The 16,263-nt window shown below is 36.7% G+C and carries 19 protein-coding genes and 1 other annotated feature; of the genes, 14 read left to right on the plus strand and 5 right to left on the minus strand.

The annotated features are described in order from the left end of the window. The first annotated feature begins 48 nt into the window (after positions 1-48). Positions 49-1,347 (plus strand): methylenetetrahydrofolate--tRNA-(uracil(54)-C(5))-methyltransferase (FADH(2)-oxidizing) TrmFO, encoded by a 1,299-nt coding sequence (gene trmFO / locus G7081_RS05535; protein WP_166007962.1) that lies wholly within the window; start codon positions 49-51, stop codon positions 1,345-1,347. An 87-nt stretch (positions 1,348-1,434) separates the two neighbouring features. Next, positions 1,435-2,334 (plus strand): tyrosine recombinase XerC, encoded by a 900-nt coding sequence (xerC, locus tag G7081_RS05540; RefSeq protein ID WP_166007963.1) that lies wholly within the window; start codon positions 1,435-1,437, stop codon positions 2,332-2,334. Between the two features lie 31 nt (positions 2,335-2,365). Here xerC and tyrS read toward each other — a convergent pair whose 3' ends face one another. Next, complete coding sequence (gene tyrS / locus G7081_RS05545; protein ID WP_166007964.1) at positions 2,366-3,628, minus strand: tyrosine--tRNA ligase; 1,263 nt, start codon at positions 3,626-3,628, stop codon at positions 2,366-2,368. A gap of 56 nt (positions 3,629-3,684) precedes the next feature. Further along, positions 3,685-3,885, minus strand: a binding site (T-box leader). 110 nt (positions 3,886-3,995) lie between these two features. Here tyrS and aac(6') point away from each other — a divergent pair. Together aac(6') and G7081_RS05555 are read left to right on the plus strand one after the other, a co-directional pair. Next, positions 3,996-4,430, plus strand: coding sequence for an aminoglycoside 6'-N-acetyltransferase (gene aac(6') / locus G7081_RS05550; RefSeq protein WP_166007965.1), 435 nt, complete (start codon positions 3,996-3,998; stop codon positions 4,428-4,430). A gap of 96 nt (positions 4,431-4,526) precedes the next feature. Next, positions 4,527-5,705, plus strand: a complete 1,179-nt coding sequence (locus G7081_RS05555; protein ID WP_166007966.1) for a CynX/NimT family MFS transporter — start codon at positions 4,527-4,529, stop codon at positions 5,703-5,705. A gap of 29 nt (positions 5,706-5,734) precedes the next feature. On the opposite strand, the gene G7081_RS05560 is transcribed toward G7081_RS05555, so the two are convergent. After that, complete coding sequence (locus G7081_RS05560; RefSeq protein ID WP_166007967.1) at positions 5,735-6,145, minus strand: helix-turn-helix domain-containing protein; 411 nt, start codon at positions 6,143-6,145, stop codon at positions 5,735-5,737. A gap of 152 nt (positions 6,146-6,297) precedes the next feature. Here G7081_RS05560 and G7081_RS05565 point away from each other — a divergent pair, with 152 nt between their 5' ends. From G7081_RS05565 to G7081_RS05585, 5 genes are all read left to right on the plus strand, one after another. Next, on the plus strand, positions 6,298-7,593 hold the full coding sequence (locus tag G7081_RS05565) for a Y-family DNA polymerase (protein WP_166007968.1): 1,296 nt from the start codon (positions 6,298-6,300) through the stop codon (positions 7,591-7,593). Next, positions 7,577-7,720 carry a hypothetical protein gene (locus G7081_RS05570; RefSeq protein ID WP_166007969.1) on the plus strand — a complete coding sequence of 48 codons (144 nt, stop codon included), beginning with the start codon at positions 7,577-7,579 and terminating at the stop codon, positions 7,718-7,720. Before G7081_RS05565 ends, G7081_RS05570 begins: the two co-directional genes overlap by 17 nt. Before the next feature lie 132 nt (positions 7,721-7,852). Next, complete coding sequence (locus tag G7081_RS05575; RefSeq protein ID WP_166007970.1) at positions 7,853-8,959, plus strand: linear amide C-N hydrolase; 1,107 nt, start codon at positions 7,853-7,855, stop codon at positions 8,957-8,959. A 100-nt stretch (positions 8,960-9,059) separates the two neighbouring features. Next, positions 9,060-9,482, plus strand: a complete 423-nt coding sequence (locus tag G7081_RS05580) for a hypothetical protein (protein ID WP_166007971.1) — start codon at positions 9,060-9,062, stop codon at positions 9,480-9,482. Between the two features lie 82 nt (positions 9,483-9,564). Beyond that, a complete protein-coding gene (locus tag G7081_RS05585; protein ID WP_166007972.1) occupies positions 9,565-10,293 on the plus strand; it encodes a TerC family protein in 729 nt (242 codons plus the stop codon). Positions 10,294-10,308: 15 nt separating this feature from the next. Here the strand turns inward: G7081_RS05585 and G7081_RS05590 are convergent, their stop codons facing one another. The 3 genes from G7081_RS05590 to G7081_RS05600 all read right to left on the minus strand — a co-directional run bounded on the left by G7081_RS05590 (position 10,309) and on the right by G7081_RS05600 (position 12,549). Next, on the minus strand, positions 10,309-10,938 hold the full coding sequence (locus G7081_RS05590; RefSeq protein ID WP_166007973.1) for a nitroreductase family protein: 630 nt from the start codon (positions 10,936-10,938) through the stop codon (positions 10,309-10,311). Positions 10,939-11,043: 105 nt separating this feature from the next. Beyond that, on the minus strand, positions 11,044-12,003 hold the full coding sequence (locus G7081_RS05595; protein ID WP_166007974.1) for an alpha/beta hydrolase: 960 nt from the start codon (positions 12,001-12,003) through the stop codon (positions 11,044-11,046). A 54-nt stretch (positions 12,004-12,057) separates the two neighbouring features. After that, positions 12,058-12,549 (minus strand): YajQ family cyclic di-GMP-binding protein, encoded by a 492-nt coding sequence (locus G7081_RS05600; protein ID WP_166007975.1) that lies wholly within the window; start codon positions 12,547-12,549, stop codon positions 12,058-12,060. 165 nt (positions 12,550-12,714) lie between these two features. Here G7081_RS05600 and G7081_RS05605 point away from each other — a divergent pair, with 165 nt between their 5' ends. The 5 genes from G7081_RS05605 to G7081_RS05625 all read left to right on the plus strand — a co-directional run bounded on the left by G7081_RS05605 (position 12,715) and on the right by G7081_RS05625 (position 16,201). Continuing rightward, positions 12,715-13,617 (plus strand): YitT family protein, encoded by a 903-nt coding sequence (locus tag G7081_RS05605; protein WP_166007976.1) that lies wholly within the window; start codon positions 12,715-12,717, stop codon positions 13,615-13,617. Positions 13,618-13,734: 117 nt separating this feature from the next. Next, positions 13,735-14,073, plus strand: coding sequence for a metal-sulfur cluster assembly factor (locus tag G7081_RS05610; RefSeq protein ID WP_166007977.1), 339 nt, complete (start codon positions 13,735-13,737; stop codon positions 14,071-14,073). 54 nt (positions 14,074-14,127) lie between these two features. Beyond that, a complete protein-coding gene (locus G7081_RS05615; RefSeq protein WP_166007978.1) occupies positions 14,128-14,643 on the plus strand; it encodes a GNAT family N-acetyltransferase in 516 nt (171 codons plus the stop codon). 96 nt (positions 14,644-14,739) lie between these two features. Further along, a complete protein-coding gene (locus tag G7081_RS05620) occupies positions 14,740-15,624 on the plus strand; it encodes a CvfB family protein (protein ID WP_166007979.1) in 885 nt (294 codons plus the stop codon). Positions 15,625-15,643: 19 nt separating this feature from the next. Then, a complete protein-coding gene (locus tag G7081_RS05625) occupies positions 15,644-16,201 on the plus strand; it encodes a TetR/AcrR family transcriptional regulator C-terminal domain-containing protein (RefSeq protein ID WP_166007980.1) in 558 nt (185 codons plus the stop codon). The last annotated feature ends 62 nt before the right edge of the window (positions 16,202-16,263 follow it).

A 16,263-nucleotide genomic window follows, 5' to 3' on the forward strand; every position in this document is an offset into this window, starting at 1 on the left:
GCCTGAGACTCCTCAGGCCTTTAGCTTTTATCATAAAGGGGTATCAGTATGACAAAAACAGTAAACGTAATTGGAGCCGGTCTTGCCGGAAGTGAAGCTGCTTGGCAAGCTGCTGAAGCAGGAGTAAAAGTTAATTTATTCGAAATGCGTAAAATCAAAAAATCACCAGCTCACCACACAGAAAACTTTGCGGAGTTAGTGTGTTCAAATTCATTACGTGGAAATAGCGTAACTAATGCTGTGGGACTATTAAAAGAGGAAATGCGTCAGTTTAATTCATTGATTATGGATGCAGCTGATACAACTGCTGTACCAGCAGGTGGCGCTTTAGCTGTTGATAGAGATACATTCTCAGAAATGGTCACAGATAAATTGCGTAACCATCCTAATGTTACTGTTATGGATGAAGAGGTTACATCAATTCCAGAAGGGATTACAGTGATTGCTACAGGACCGTTAACGTCTGAAGCCTTAGCAGCGGAAATTAAAGAGTTTACTGAATCAGAAGGGCTATACTTCTATGATGCTGCGGCACCAATTATTGATCGTGCAACGATTGATATGGATAAAGTTTACTTGAAATCTCGTTATGATAAAGGTGAAGCTGCTTACTTAAACTGTCCAATGAATAAAGAAGAGTTCAATGCCTTCCGTGAAGAGCTAATCAACGCTGAAGTAGCACCTCTAAAAGAGTTTGAAAAAGAGAAATACTTTGAAGGTTGTATGCCGATTGAAGTAATGGCTAACCGTGGGGAAAAAACAATGTTATTCGGTCCCTTAAAACCTGTTGGCTTAGAAGATCCGAAAACAGATAAACGACCATATGCGGTTATTCAATTACGTCAAGATAATGCAGCTGCATCATTATTCAATATTGTTGGTTTCCAAACTCATTTAAAATGGGGCGAACAAAAACGTATCATCCAAATGATTCCAGGCTTAGAAAATGCTGAAATCGTTCGTTATGGTGTGATGCACCGTAATACGTTTATGAATTCTCCAGAGTTGTTAGAACCAACTTACCAATCACGCAAGCGTTCAGATTTATTCTTTGCTGGTCAAATGACAGGTGTTGAAGGATATGTTGAAAGTGCAGCAAGTGGAATGGTAGCAGGGATGAATGCGGCTCGTATGGCAAAAGGTGAAGAGTTAATGACATTCCCTCGTGAAACAGCAGTGGGAAGTATGGCTTATTACATCACTCATACGGAAGGAAAACATTTCCAACCAATGAATGCCAACTTTGGTATTTTCCCAGAATTACCAGAACGTATTAAAGACAAAAAAGAACGTTACACAGCAATTGCTGATCGTGCGTTAGAAGCAACTGCTAAATTAACAAAATAATAAAAAAAGACTGCCGACTGAGGTAGTCTTTTTGTTTTTCTAAGGAAATCTTTGCTATACTAGAGAAAGTTGAGAGGAGGGAACAAGATGGCTGAAAAAGATTGGTTACAGGAATTTATGGACTACATCGTGGTAGAAAGACAGTATTCAGATAAAACAGAAAAAGCATACGGCGATGACATTCGTGACTTTTTTGAATTCTTAGAAGAGTCAGGCGATAGCGACTATTTAAAAGTGAGTTATCAGGACATTCGTGTGTATCTTGCTTACTTACACGATAAACAATATAGTCGTAATACAACTGGGCGTAAAATTTCTAGTCTGCGTTCCTTCTATCAGTTTTTGTTAAGGCAAGAAGTAATTGAAGAAAATCCTTTTAGTTATGTGCAAATGCGTAAACATCAGTTGCGTTTACCACGGTTCTTTTATGAAAAAGAGATGGACGCTTTATTCGAAGCAGCAGAAAGCGACTCACCATTAGCGTTAAGAGATCAAGCGCTACTTGAAATCTTATACGGGACAGGTATTCGTGTTAGTGAGTGTGCTAACTTAACGCTAAAAGATGTAGACTTTGGTTTAAACGTCTTATTGATACATGGTAAAGGGAATAAGGAACGTTACGTTCCTTTCGGTTCTTATAGCGAAGCAGCGCTTCAGCAATATCTAAAAGAGTGTCGTCAAGAACTATTAACTAAGAATAAAAAACAACATGATTATGTCTTTGTGAATCATCGTGGGGATCAAATTACACCAGCTGGTATTACTTATGTCTTAAAAGAATTAATTAAAAAGAGTAGCTTAACTAGTGATATTCATCCCCATATGTTACGCCACACCTTTGCGACACATCTCTTAAATAACGGAGCAGATATGAGAACAGTTCAAGAGCTATTAGGTCATGCCAGCTTATCATCAACCCAAATTTATGCTCATGTGACCAAAGAGAAACTGCAACATAGCTATCGTAATTTTCATCCCAGAGCATAAAAAAAGACCACCTGAGAGGGTGGTCTTTTTATTATTTTGTTAAGTGGATTAAAGTGTATTTCTTTTTACCTTTTCTAATTAAGATAAAGCGACCATCAAATGAATTGTCTTCAGTGACAATGTAGTCTAGGTCTTGAATTTTATCTCCGCTAACTGTGATAGCGCCATTGGTAATGTCTTCACGTGCCTGACGCTTAGAAGGCTCAATGCCAACTTCAATCAAGAAATCAACTAAGTTCATATCAGTTAAGTTGATTTCAGCTGATGGCATGTTTTTAAATCCTTCGGCAATCTGATCAGCTGTTAATTGTTTCACTTCACCAGAGAATAGGGCTTGGGTGATTAACAAAGCATCATCCAAAGCTTCTTGACTGTGTACGAAACGTGTCATTTCCGCTGCTAAAGTTTTTTGAGCTTCACGTTTATGAGGTTCTGTTTCAACTTTTTCAGCTAGTTCAGCAATCTCATCTTGTGTTAAGAAGGTAAAGAATTTTAAGTATTTAACCACATCACGGTCATCTTGGTTTAACCAGAATTGGTAGAACTCGAATGGTGATGTTTTTTCAGGGTTTAACCAAACAGCACCACCAGCTGTTTTACCAAATTTAGTTCCGTCTGCTTTTAGCATTAGGGGAATAGTTAACCCAAAGGCTTTAGCTTCAGCACCTTCTTTTTTACGAATTAAATCTAAACCAGCAGTAATGTTTCCCCATTGATCAGCACCACCAATTTGTAATTGGACATCGTGGTTTTGGTATAAATGTAAGAAATCCATTGATTGTAAGATTTGGTAAGTGAATTCAGTAAATGAAATCCCAGTATCTAAACGACTAGATACAATGTCTTTTGCTAACATTGTATTGATATTGAAGTTTTTACCGTAATCACGTAAGAAGTCTAATAAACTTAAGTTATGAGTCCAATCGTAGTTGTTGACCATTGTTAAACCATTATCGTTTTTAACATCAAATAACTTTTCCATTTGTGCAGATAGGGCATCAACGTTATGTTGCACTTGTTCCATTGTTTGTAGTTGGCGTTCTGAGGTACGACCACTGGGATCGCCAATTGTTCCAGTAGCACCACCGATAACGATGTATGGGTGATGACCTTCTAGTTGGAATCGTTTCAGCATCATGAAGGGAATCAAGTGTCCAATATGCATGCTGTCGCCAGTCGGGTCAACACCACAGTACAAGCTAATTTTTTTCTCTTTTACTAACTCTTGTAAACCTTCAGCATCTGTTTGTTGGTTGATGGCATCGCGCCATAGTAGTTCATCGATAATTGTCATTATTTTTCTCTCCTTTATTTTTGGTAATAAAAAAGTCCCTACAAGCTAAGAAAGCCTGTAGGGACGAAATGTTTATTCCGTGGTACCACCCAAATTGTATAATCACTGATTATACCTCTTCACATCAGTATGGTTGATGAAACCCTTGATTATTAATAGAAGCGTAATTCGTTTAGCTTGTATATATCGACTTTCAGCAACCGTCGACTCTCTGAGATAGGGACAAGAAAACTACTGCACTCAATCAAGATAATATTGAATTACCCTTAGTCTAGACTAGATTAGATAGACTGTCAAGAAGGCTATTAGTTGCAGAAATCGTTTGTTATACGCGATAATAAATTAAGGACCTAGGAGGTAGATAGAGATGATTATTAAAATCAATCAAGAACGAGTCGACGAAGTTGTGACTTTAGCTTTGTTATTGTGGCCTGATAACGATCAAAATGAATTAAGAGAAGAGTTTAGCGAATTACTTACGAATAAGGAAGCAATTATATATGGGGAAGAGATTGATGATGAATTAGTTGCTTTTGCACAATGTCAGTTACGCCATGACTATGTGGAGGGGACTGAGAGTAATCCAGTAGGTTATTTAGAGGGGATCTTTGTCAAAGAACCATATCGGCTAAAAGGTGTAGCTCGAGAACTATGTAAGAAATGTGAAGAGTGGTCAGTTGTTAAAGGATGTAAGGAGTTTGCCAGTGATTGTGAGTTAGATAATACAGAAAGTTTAGCTATGCATTTAAAATTAGGCTTTGTCGAAGCGAATCGATTGATTTGTTTCACAAAATCTATTTAGTATAACTATTTTATCTCAGATTGTTTGGTTGACTCTTTGTGAAAATAGCGTTATCCTCAAGTCTGTGTTTATATTAAAAGATTGAGGTGTCAAGGAATGTCAGAAAAGATTTCAAAACAACAATTTCTATTAGTCTTAGGAATTATTTTTATAGCAACCAATTTAAGAGCGCCAATCACGGCGGTTGGGCCATTGATTAGTCATATCAGTGATACGTATCAGTTATCCAGTAGTGTGGCAGGGATGATCGCCACAACACCACTGTTAGCTTTTGCAGGAGCGTCGATTTTAGCCCCTAGAAGTGCGGCTCGTTTTGGAATTGAAAGAACCTTATTTTTCTTTTTAATTGTCCTAGGTGCCGGTATTATTGTTCGTTCATTACCAGGTATCTTTAGTTTATTTTTTGGAACAGTAATGATTGGTATTGGAATTGCTCACGGAAATGTCTTGGTTCCTAGTTTAATCAAACGTGATTTTCCTGATAATCTTGGTTTGATGACAGGGATCTACTCGGTTGCTATGAATGTTGCAGGTGCCATTGCCTCAGGTTTAAGTTTACCTTTAGTTGAATCTTTTGGTTTAACGTGGCAAGGTTCTTTAAGAGTTTGGGTGATCTTTACAGTAATAGCATTATTATTCTGGTTCCCGCAATTAAAAAATCAAACTTTAGCCAAAGTTGAGGAAACACGTTCAAGTGATGTGAATTTATTAAAATCTCGTTTGGCTTGGCAAGTAAGTTGGTTTATGGGGTTACAGTCATTGTATTTCTACAGCTTGTTGGCTTGGATGCCAGAAATTTTTTCTGAAAAAGCTATTAGCGGAGAAACATCAGGCTGGTTATTAGCGTTAATGCAATTGTTTATTGTGCCGTTAAACTTTATCGTGGCAATTATTGCGGGACGTCGTCGTGATCAACGTAGTTTAGTAGTGATTGGGAGTGCCTTATTATTCCTAGGATTATTTGGAATTATGTTCTCAAGTAATGTTTGGATTATTGGCTTGTCTGTTGCCGCTATTGGAGCGGGCGGAGGCTTCTCATTCAGTTTAGCAATGATGTTCTTCAGTGTTCGGACAACAAGTTCGCATGATGCAGGACGCATTTCTGGTATGGCACAAGCAATTGGTTATTTACTAGCAGCTTGTGGTCCATTTGTCTTTGGTTTCTTACATGATATGACAAATACGTGGATGAGCTCGTTAATTTTCTTATTCTTTGTAACAGTGGCGCTTTTAGTCATAGGTTTACAAGCAGGAAGAGATCGTTTAATCAAATAAAAAAGAACCTCTATTATAGAGGTTCTTTTTTATTTTCGTTCAAAGTATTTTTTAGCAAGTAAGCTACCATCTGCTAATAAGAAGGCGCCAATAGCTGCAGGGATCCAAAAGATTTCACCAGTGGCTAAGAATCCGAAAATGGCAGATCCTAGTAAGATGACACCAGACATTAACATTAAAGTAAAGATAATACCTTGCCATTGAAGTTTCTTTTTATCAGCCATTAATTGTTCGGAATACTCATGATCACTAGCTAATAATTCATCAGCAGGAATTCCAGTGGCTTTAGCAATACGCAATAATTGGCCATGAGTGGGGTAGCCAATGTTGTTTTCCCAGTCAGTAATTGTTTTTTGAGATACTAAAATCTCGCGGCTAAAAGTTTGAATATCCCAACCTTTTGTAGAGCGGATATCTTTAATCGTTTCTGTAATACTCATTGTAAACTTCCTTTCATTCGGGACTAATCTCTTATGTAAATTATAACGGTAATTGAGATTATAGCAAGTGATGTATTTTTTCTCGTGTTCCCCTTTACATAACGAACATACGTTTGTAAACTGTTGTTATAGTATTGAAAGGGGTGAAGGGGATGAAGCGGCTTGATTATTCTGAAGAACAACGTCGGGATGTCTTATGTATCGATGTTAAGTCATTTTTTGCTTCAGTAGAATCTGTTAAGCATGGTTTACACCCTTTAAAGAGTGAGTTAGTTGTCATGAGTAGAGGAGATAAGAAAGGTGGCTTAGTATTAGCTGCTAGCCCTTTAGTTAAGGAAAAGTATGGACTAAAAACAGGATCAAGAAAGTTCGACTTTCCGAAGTATCACAAAATTATGATTGTGCCACCACGTATGGGTTTATATGTTAAGGTGAACCAGTTGATTAATCAAATATTTCAACAATACGCTGCACCGGAAGATGTTCATCCGTATTCCATTGATGAAGCATTTATTGATATTACCAATAGTAAACACCTTTTTGGGCAGACAACGTGGCAAGTTGCTCGTCAGATTCAGGATCATATTTGGCGTGAATTAAATTTAGCTGTGGCGGTTGGCATAGGAGATAATCCGTTACTAGCCAAGCTAGCGTTAGATAACGAAGCGAAAGAGACACCAAGTCAAATCGCTGAATGGCATTATGAGGATGTTCAAGAAAAAGTTTGGGGTATCCCAACTATTACAGATATGTGGGGTATTGGTAACCGGACGGCTAAAAGATTACAAAGTTTAGGGATTTATTCAGTTTATGATTTATCACAAGTTGACCGTGATTTAATCCGTAACAAGATGGGAGCAATTGGGCGGCAACTCTATTATCATTCTCATGGTATTGACCGCAGTGTGATTTCTGAAAAGGAAGGTCTGGTAACTAAGAGTCAGTCAATTGGAAATAGTCAGGTTCTAGAAAGAGATTATCATAAAAAAGAGGATATTGAGCTAATTATTAGAGAGATGACTGCCAACCTATCTCAACGCTTACGAGAGCACAAACAGTTTACAAGTTGCGTTAGTTTACAATTAGGTTTCCCTCGTCAGTCAGGAGAACGCGCTTTAACAAGACAATTAAAAATTGAACCGACAGATACAACAGCTGTTTTAACAAATCACTTGTTACATCTATATCGAGTGAACGAGCAGAGACGACCGCTTCGTAATATCAGTATAAGTTTCAGCCACTTAGGTGATCCTGTATTTCCGCAACTTAATTTATTTGAAACGTCTGAGGAACAAGAAAAAAATGAAAAGTTAGATCAAGTCATGGACCAAGTGAAAGAACAGTTTGGTAAAACAGCCTTGTTTACAGCTAACAGCTTAAAGGAATCTGGAACTTATTTAAAAAGAAGTCGATTATTAGGAGGGCATCAACGTGATATTGAAAGTTGAAGAAGATTATCATGATCGTGGTATGATAAAATGGCAGGGATTTATTCTAACAGAACATAAAGAAGAGCTGGAACAAGGAAAAGGATTTGTTGAAGAAGTCGAATTAGTCGACGTAGAATGGGAGTAAATATGATTTTTTTGTGAAATTCTTGTTTATTTAACGCATATTATTAGTTTAAATAAGTCATCTGGTGTTAAAATGGTAATAGCTTAAAGCAACATCAGATTTTGGTCTGGTAGTTAGAAGGAGGAAAAAAATATGTGTACAGGTGTAGGATTTTTAACAAAAGATGGTAATACAGTATTCGGAAGAACGCAAGAATACGCTATGCCATTACCCGTTCAGGCAGCAATCATTCCTAGAGGGTATGTTTCAACAAATCAATTACTAAGTCCAGTGACGTTTAAATATGCAACTGCGGCTATCGTAATGGATGGTAAAATGAAGGATATGAATTTAGGTGAGCAATTAAAAGCTCTTAATCCAGAGATGGCGTCGTTAGTTGATCAATCTGAAGAAACAGAGATGATCATGGATGGTGTAAACGAAAAAGGCTTAGCAGGCGGTTCGTTCTATTTCGGAAATGACTATAATAAGTACGCTGAATTAGAAGATATTAAAGCAGCTGGTAAAACACCCATGCGTGGTGAAGAAGTTGTTACTTACATCTTAGCTAACTACGGTTCAGTTGAAGAAGTTAAAGCTAACATCAACAATGATGTCCAAGCAGCAAACGTAAAAAACGTTTTAGGTGTGGCACAACCTCAACATTATGTTTTCTACGATAATACAGGTGCTTCAATTGCAGTGGAACCAGATAACTATGACGGCTTTACTATTACTGAAAATACAGCAATGGTTTTTACTAATACACCACATATGGATTGGCATTTAAAAAATCTACAAAATTATGTTGGCTTAGATTATTACAAAAATGAGCCACGTGAAATTGGAACAACTATGGCTTTATCAGCAGGTAAAGGTAGTGGAGTTTTTGGTTTGCCAGGCGACTTTACACCGCAATCACGTTTCGCTCGTGCGGGTGTTTTAAGAAACTTAATGGTTCAACCTAAAGATTCAGAAGAAGGGTTGCACCGCGTGTATAACTTGTTAAATCAATTTGATTTACCTTACGGAATTGTTCGTACACCAGGTGAAATGATTGAAGGAGAAGATGCGGTTCATTACACTGAATACACATCAGCTTATAGTTTAGACCCTAAAAATATTGCATTAACTGTCAGAACATTTGAAGATGGACAAATTCAACGTCTTGATATGACACCAGATTTATTTGAAGGTGATAAAGTCTTACGTGCTCCAGTTTCAAGAAAACAAACATACAATACATTAACAGCTAAATAAAATAAAAGAACGTCTGATGTTAATCGGACGTTCTTTTCCTTTTGTCGGAGGTAATTATCCGCTACAATAGATTTATGATGAAATAAAAAGGAGAAGGACAATGACAGCATTTAGTACCATTTATTTATTAGACAATGATTACACAGTGGTCGAACGTAAAAATTTTGAAGGAACAGAGTATTTAGTGACACCGATTTTTGCAGGATATTCAATGACCTATTTACAACGCAATTTATTTGAGGAAACAAGCTATGAATACTTGGAAAGTTTAACTAATATTATGAAACCAGAAGATGTGAAAGTGAAAAACTTTTTTGATGAAGAAGTGCTTGAACTAGCCGAAGCAATTAAAGCATTAAAGCAACTAGTAGCGAACTACAGCTTCCCGAAAGAAACATTCTTACGCTTGAATGGCTATTTACAATTTATGGAAAATACGGATGCAACATATGTTGTTCAGCAAAATTCTAATGTGTATCCTGATGTTGATAATAAAATTAAAGGTAATAAATATCAAAAATAATAAACAGATTTAATGAAATTTCCCTTGAAATATGAGATACTAAGTCTCGTCTTTATTAGAAACTTAGGAAGTGGGAAAGAGTTTGAATATTATAACAGAATTATATGCACCGTTCTTCGACAAGGCTAATTGGGTAGAATTTTTTAGCTCATCAAGTTCGTGGATGTTGTTAGCGACATTAATTATTATGGAATGTTTACTATCGGTAGATAACGCCGTTGTTTTAGCAGCGCAGACTAAAACCTTAGATGATGAAAAAGATCGCCGTAAAGCCTTAACTTATGGCTTGTGGGGAGCCTACATCTTTAGATTTATCGCTATTGGCTTAGGAACGTACTTAATTAACCTGTGGCAAATCAAAGTGTTAGGTGCTTTGTATTTAGTTTACTTAGCGTATGCACATTTTTTTAAACCTAATAAGGAAGTTGAAATTAAAGAGGGCGATGCAGAAAGAAGCTTTTGGAAAACAGTCCTGTCGATTGAATTAATGGATATTGCTTTTTCGGTAGATGCTGTATTAGCGTCGTTGGCAGTTGCAGACAATCCAGTTGTTATCTTGATAGGTGGTTTCGTAGGAATTCTTGCTATGCGTGGTATTGCAAATATTATTGCTCGTTGGATGGATAAAATTCCAGAGTTAGAAGGAATGGCGTACTTCCTGATTTTCTTTATTGGAATTAAATTGTTCTTGAGTATCCCAAGTATTGGTATTGAAATTCCAGCAAGTGCTTTTGCAGTTGTTGTAGCATTATCATTTATTGTGACAATTGCCATTAATAAATATAACGTCAAAAAAAGAGTTAGCAATTAATTGCTAACTCTTTTTTTATGCCCATGTTGTAATGTCATCAAGTGGTAATCTTAATGATTGATAGCCAGTGTCATCAGCTTTCCCGATACTCACAACCATTACTGGAACGTAGCGTTCAGGATCTAAGTCAAATGTTGCTGTTAGGTTATCGCGGTCAAAACCACCAATCGCGTTTGTGTCATATCCGAAAGCGCGCGCCGCTAACATTAGTTGCATTGAAACCAATCCACCATCTATTAGAACAGTTTCTGTCGCTCTTTGACGTGACATTTTTTCATACATAGGTGTGAATGTTGCCAGTTGTTTCGCTTTGACTTCTTCAGGCATTAAGCCAGCGTCAACAGCTTGCGATAAAATTTTATCGGCATTATCAAAGTTTTGTAAATCACCAAAAATTAAAATCATGGCAGCAGATGTGTCATGCTGTTGGGAATTGAAACTCATTAAAGGAGCTAGTTTTGCTTTTCCTTCTTCAGAGTCTACAACGACAAAACGCCAAGGCTGCATGTTAATAGAAGAAGGAGCAGTAGTAGCTAGTTCTAAAATTTCCGCCATCTCTGAACGATCGATTTTAACGCTTGTATCATATTTGCGGATAGAACGACGACCTCTTACGATCTCGTTGAAGTTATTATTTTTTACCATAGTAAACCTCCATTAGATTAAATCATTTGTTATAAAATAACTAATAAAATATATCATCTTGCTTACTTTTAGTAAAGAAAAAGAACTCAGTTATATGAGTTCTTTTTAAGATGATTTAGTTATAAAATTTATAAGAGTTTTAAAGTACTCGTCGCGTGCAATAATGTGTGATTGAAAATGACCAGCATCTTCAATAAATAGTGTTTCAACAGGGCCATTAGTAGCGCTTTGGTTTTCCAAACTCATATAAGCAGGAACGAAGAGGTCTTTTTGGCCATGTATCAAAAGCAAAGGGACCGTATTTTTTTCTAAATTAGTTTTTGGTGAAATAGCTTTAAAATTAAAACCTAAGCGTAAACGACTGATAAGATTAATAATCGTCAGCAGCGGCAGAGAATCAGGCACTTTAAAACGATTTGTTAAAATATCTCGGAATAAAGTCGGAACATCTGAATAGCCACAATCAGCAATAATCCCTGTCATGCCTAACGTATGTGCTTGAGGACTGGCCATTAAAACAGTCCCGGCACCCATGGAATCGCCAAACCAGAATAACTGTTCAACAGTTTGGTTATCTTTTAGAAAAGTAGTCCAAGCTACCAAGTCATGGCTTTCATTTTTACCTAATGTGATTCTAGTTCCTTGACTTTGACCATGAGCGCGTTGATCAATGACTAGACAGTTAAAACCGTTCTTAACTAATTCCTGAGCGATCGGAGCACTATCAAAATAGCCGTTACTACGGTAGCCGTGAGCAAGGATGACCCAGTTATTTGATTTAGGTATAGCATAAAAGATTCTTCCGAATAGCTTTAAGTGATCGAAAGAGGTTATTTCGACGGATTCATCAAAGTTGTCCCAAAAGTGAATCAGTTCTTTATTATAAATTAACTGAGTATCATTTGAAGTAGTGGCGTCATTTGGATTAATAATACCGTGAGCTGTTTTTGAAAACCAATGACTATTCTTATAGGTTAGGTGATGAAACAAAAATCCGCTGATGCTAAATAATGCGATGAGAATAATGATGAGTAGCACGATTAATATGGAAACTAAAACAGGCATATCTAAACTCCTTATCTTTTATAAAACAAAACCTGCCTAATTGGCAGGTAAATGTTATCTGAAATTAGTAAACTGTAATTCGATGGGCAACTCTAGATCACGGAGTAACGCGATTGTCGCTTGTAAGTCATCACGACTTTTACCTGAGACACGAACTTGTTCATCTTGGATAGTCGCTTTAACTTTAAGTTTAGAATCTTTGATTGCTTTGATAATTTTTTTCGAATTAACTTGTTCAATCCCACTGACAAGCTCACCATATTGGCGGGCATTACCACCAAGAGCGTGCTCGCTTTTAGAGAATTGAATATTTTTAATAGGAACACCATGTTTTACTAGTTTGCTGAAAAGCACATCTTTCAGTTGCTCGACCTTGTAGTCGTCTTCTGAAACAAGTAGTAACTTACCACCTTCAAGAGACATCTCTGCAAGTGAGTCTTTAAAGTCAAAGCGGTTTTTGATTTCTTTATTTGCAACCTGTAAAGCATTTTTTACATCTTCTAAATTGATTTCTGAGATAATGTCAAAGCTAGGATCTTTAGCCATAATATTAAGCCTCCAATGAGTTATTTTTAATTTGTCTACGGTTTCAATATAGCATGAATTAACGTTTGATTAAAGCAGGACAAATTATTTTGCAAAAGCCTTTCTTTCCTATAAGTAAACTGATATTCTATGCTATGAGAGAGAAAATAAAAGGAGGAAACAGAAATGAAAAATTCTGCTGCATGGATTTTTAAAAATGAAGTATTCGTTAAATTAGTTGTTATTGTTATATCTGGTATATTAGCGGGTGTAGCTTTAAATATGTTCTTAATCCCAGCTAACGTCTTTTCTTCAGGTTTACCTGGTATTGCCCAGTTAGTCTCTGGAGCATTTGATAAGTTTTTGGGAATGCAATTTGAAACAGGGATTTTAATCTTTGTCTTAAACATTCCAATTTTCTTATTAAGTTGGTTAAAGCTTGGGAAATCTGCAACGGTGTATAGTTTCTTAGCAGTTGTAGCAATGTCATTGTCAACAATGATTATTCCGGTTGTCACAGTAACACAAGACACGTTATTAAACTCACTTGTAGGTGGGGTTATCGTCGGGATTAGTGCGGCATTGTGTTTAAAGTTTGGTTTTACAACAGGTGGACTGGATATTGTTGCGCTAGTGATTGCTAAAACAACAGGACGTTCAGTCGCAAGCTTGATGTTCTTACAAAACTTAGTGATTATTGCCGTGGCTGGGTTGATGTATGATTGGCAAACAGCAATTTATACAATCTTGTCAATCTACTGTTTATCAGTTGTGGTTGATAAATTACACACTAGTAGTCAGAAAGTCACTGCGTTCATTATTTCAAGTAAATCGCAAGAAGTGGTTGATAAATTAAAAGTGAATATCCCTCGTGGTATGACGTTGTTAGATGCTAAAGGCGCTTTTTCTAATAGTAGTAGCACAGTTATCATGACAGTTGTCAGCCGTTATGAATTATACGACTTAGAAAAATATGTTTATGAAATTGATGAAAAAGCGTTCGTTAATATCGTCCCAACACAACGTGTTTTAGGGCAATATTGGAACGAAGATCAACAAAGAGCTTATTTAAAAGAATTACATTCATAAGATTTAAACTGGTAACTTCGGTTGCCAGTTTTTATTTTGTTAATGCAGACAAGAGAATTTACAAACGGTGCTAGAACCGTTATGATAAGTAAGAATAGAAATAAGGGAGGGCTTTTTATGGCTGAAGAAAACAACTGGTCAGAAGAAGAAGTAGCAGAAATACAAGAGCGTATTTTAACAGCCTTGGAAACCGTTATCGATCCAGAGTTAGGAATCGATGTAGTGAACCTTGGTTTAATATATGAAGTAGACTTAGCGAAAGATGGTTTTTGTACCGTTAAAATGACGTTAACAACAATGGGCTGTCCTTTAGCAGATGTTCTAACACAAAACATCTACGACGCATTGAAAGATGTACCGGAAATCACTGGTACTGAAGTGAAGCTTGTTTGGTATCCAGCTTGGACAACAGATAGAATGTCACGTTACGCCCGTATTGCGTTAGGTATTAGATAAAACAATCAAACACAGACTTTTGTGAGTCTGTGTTTTTTGATAAAGGAGAGTATTATGAGCATTAGAACAATTAAACCTAATGAATTTGAAAAAGTGGGAATACTTGTGAAAGAAGCTTTTTTAGAAGAAAATCCTCAAGCTGATGAAGATCAATTAATTGCTAGATTAAGAGATGAAATTACTTACGAAGAAGATTTTGAAGTGGTCTATGAACAGAACAAAGCGGTTGTTGGTCATGGCATGCTAAGTGACATTGTGATTGGTGATGAAACAGGTTTTCTAGCCTTAGCGCCATTAGCTGTCAAAAAATCAGAACGTAATCAAGGTTATGGAGCTGACTTAATTAAAACCTTAGAAGAGCGCGCCATAGAAAACGGCTATCGTGCCATTAGTATCTTGGGTGACCCAGCGTACTACAATCGCTTTGGCTATGTGCCGGCTGAAAAATATCATGTCACAACAACACTTGATGTACCTGATGACTATTACTTGATTAAAGAATTAGTCCCCAATGGTTTGAAAGATGTGTCTGGCGAAGTTAGATATTTAGATAGCTTTGGATTAAATTAAAACAGCTGCTTGTAGGCTGTTTTTTTATTTGGGGTAACTACCAAATGCTGATTAGCCTGTGTTATAATAAATCATCGAGAATTAAAGGAGATTAACATGCAAAACTTACTAGGAACAGTTTTCACCGGGTTAGTAACAGATGAAAATGAGAAATCATACTTCGTCCAAAAAGACGGTGTGACGTTTAAATTAGATAAAACAGAAGGCGAGCAACAACTAGGTGACGCCGTTGAAGGTTTTGGTTATAACGGACCGAAACAAGATAATAAATTTACGACAAACATTCCGACGATTCAACAAGGTGTTTTTGGCTTTGCTGAAGTCATCGCGACGCGTAAAGATTTAGGAGCATTCGTTGATATTGGTTTACCGGATAAAGAAGTGGTTGTGTCTTTGGATGAATTACCAACGATGAAAGAGTTGTGGCCTAAAAAAGGAGACCGTTTAATGGTGTCACTAACCGTCGATAACAAAGACCGTTTATGGGCAACACTTGCTGAAGATAGTTACTTTAATGAAATTGGCCGTCATGTGCCAATGACAAGCAAAGATGAGTTTAAAAATAAAGATGTGATGGTAACAGCGTACCGCTTAAAAGTAGCTGGAACTTATGTTATTACAGAAGATAACTACTTAGGTTTCTTACACCCGTCAGAGCGTTATATTGAACCGCGTATTGGTGAAGTAGCTAAAGCACGTGTGATCGGTGTAGCACCAAGTGGTATCCTAAATGTGTCATTCAAACCAAGAGCTCATGAAGTTATTTCAGATGACGCCATGATGATCTTAACTTTCTTAGAGAAATCAAAAGAGGGCAAGATTCCTTTTACAGATAAATCAGCACCAGAAGAAATTACAGCAACGTTTGCTATTTCAAAAGGTCAATTTAAACGTGCTTTAGGTTCATTGTTAAAAGCGCGTAAAGTGAAACAAGAAGATGGCTTTACCATCTTGCTAGAACAAACAGAAGAACAAGAGTAAAGAGTAGTAGGAGGTAGTTATGGGACAAGGATATGTGACGAAACAAGCACTGTCGTTAGCGTTAAAAGATTTAATGAAATCACAACCGCTAGATAAAATCAGAGTGAATCATGTAACTGAATATGCCAAAGTATCTCGTAATACCTTTTATTATCATTTTTCTGATATTAATGAGCTATTAGCCTGGACCTATGACAATGAAGTCGTGAATGGTTTGGGTCGTTTTCAAGGGATCAATACATGGCAAGAAGGTTTAATGCAAGTATTGGATTACACTGAAGCAAATAAAGCGTTTTGTTTAAATACTTTTCACTCTTTAAGTCGTGATCGATTAGAGAATTTTTTGTATGAAATTACAAATAGTATGCTGTTATCTATCATGGTTGATAATCCAGCGATGTGTGATGTTAAAGACCAAACACGCAAAGAGATTGCCGATTTTTACGGGCGAGCGATTGTCGCGCAAGTTATTCATTGGCTAGTTATTAACTTACGTGAAGAGAAACGTGATTTAGTCGACCGAATTGAGCGGATGACTGTGGGGACGATCGAAAAAGTAGCAGAACATTATTTATAATCAACTATTTTTAGTACAAAAACACGATAGTGCACAAAAACTGTGCATTATCGTGTTTTTGT

Origin of the sequence: Vagococcus coleopterorum, assembly GCF_011303955.1 — a bacterium.
Classification (GTDB): domain Bacteria; phylum Bacillota; class Bacilli; order Lactobacillales; family Vagococcaceae; genus Vagococcus_D; species Vagococcus_D coleopterorum.

Excerpts from the sequence above, each read along its gene's own strand:
- trmFO (WP_166007962.1), top strand. The coding sequence starts at position 49 with ATGACAAAAACAGTAAACGTAATTGGAGCCGGTCTTGCCGGAAGTGAA.
- xerC (WP_166007963.1), top strand. The coding sequence starts at position 1,435 with ATGGCTGAAAAAGATTGGTTACAGGAATTTATGGACTACATCGTGGTA.
- tyrS (WP_166007964.1), bottom strand. The coding sequence starts at position 3,628 with ATGACAATTATCGATGAACTACTATGGCGCGATGCCATCAACCAACAA.
- G7081_RS05555 (WP_166007966.1), top strand. The coding sequence starts at position 4,527 with ATGTCAGAAAAGATTTCAAAACAACAATTTCTATTAGTCTTAGGAATT.
- G7081_RS05560 (WP_166007967.1), bottom strand. The coding sequence starts at position 6,145 with ATGAGTATTACAGAAACGATTAAAGATATCCGCTCTACAAAAGGTTGG.
- G7081_RS05565 (WP_166007968.1), top strand. The coding sequence starts at position 6,298 with ATGAAGCGGCTTGATTATTCTGAAGAACAACGTCGGGATGTCTTATGT.
- G7081_RS05575 (WP_166007970.1), top strand. The coding sequence starts at position 7,853 with ATGTGTACAGGTGTAGGATTTTTAACAAAAGATGGTAATACAGTATTC.
- G7081_RS05580 (WP_166007971.1), top strand. The coding sequence starts at position 9,060 with ATGACAGCATTTAGTACCATTTATTTATTAGACAATGATTACACAGTG.
- G7081_RS05590 (WP_166007973.1), bottom strand. The coding sequence starts at position 10,938 with ATGGTAAAAAATAATAACTTCAACGAGATCGTAAGAGGTCGTCGTTCT.
- G7081_RS05595 (WP_166007974.1), bottom strand. The coding sequence starts at position 12,003 with ATGCCTGTTTTAGTTTCCATATTAATCGTGCTACTCATCATTATTCTC.
- G7081_RS05600 (WP_166007975.1), bottom strand. The coding sequence starts at position 12,549 with ATGGCTAAAGATCCTAGCTTTGACATTATCTCAGAAATCAATTTAGAA.
- G7081_RS05605 (WP_166007976.1), top strand. The coding sequence starts at position 12,715 with ATGAAAAATTCTGCTGCATGGATTTTTAAAAATGAAGTATTCGTTAAA.
- G7081_RS05610 (WP_166007977.1), top strand. The coding sequence starts at position 13,735 with ATGGCTGAAGAAAACAACTGGTCAGAAGAAGAAGTAGCAGAAATACAA.
- G7081_RS05615 (WP_166007978.1), top strand. The coding sequence starts at position 14,128 with ATGAGCATTAGAACAATTAAACCTAATGAATTTGAAAAAGTGGGAATA.
- G7081_RS05620 (WP_166007979.1), top strand. The coding sequence starts at position 14,740 with ATGCAAAACTTACTAGGAACAGTTTTCACCGGGTTAGTAACAGATGAA.
- G7081_RS05625 (WP_166007980.1), top strand. The coding sequence starts at position 15,644 with ATGGGACAAGGATATGTGACGAAACAAGCACTGTCGTTAGCGTTAAAA.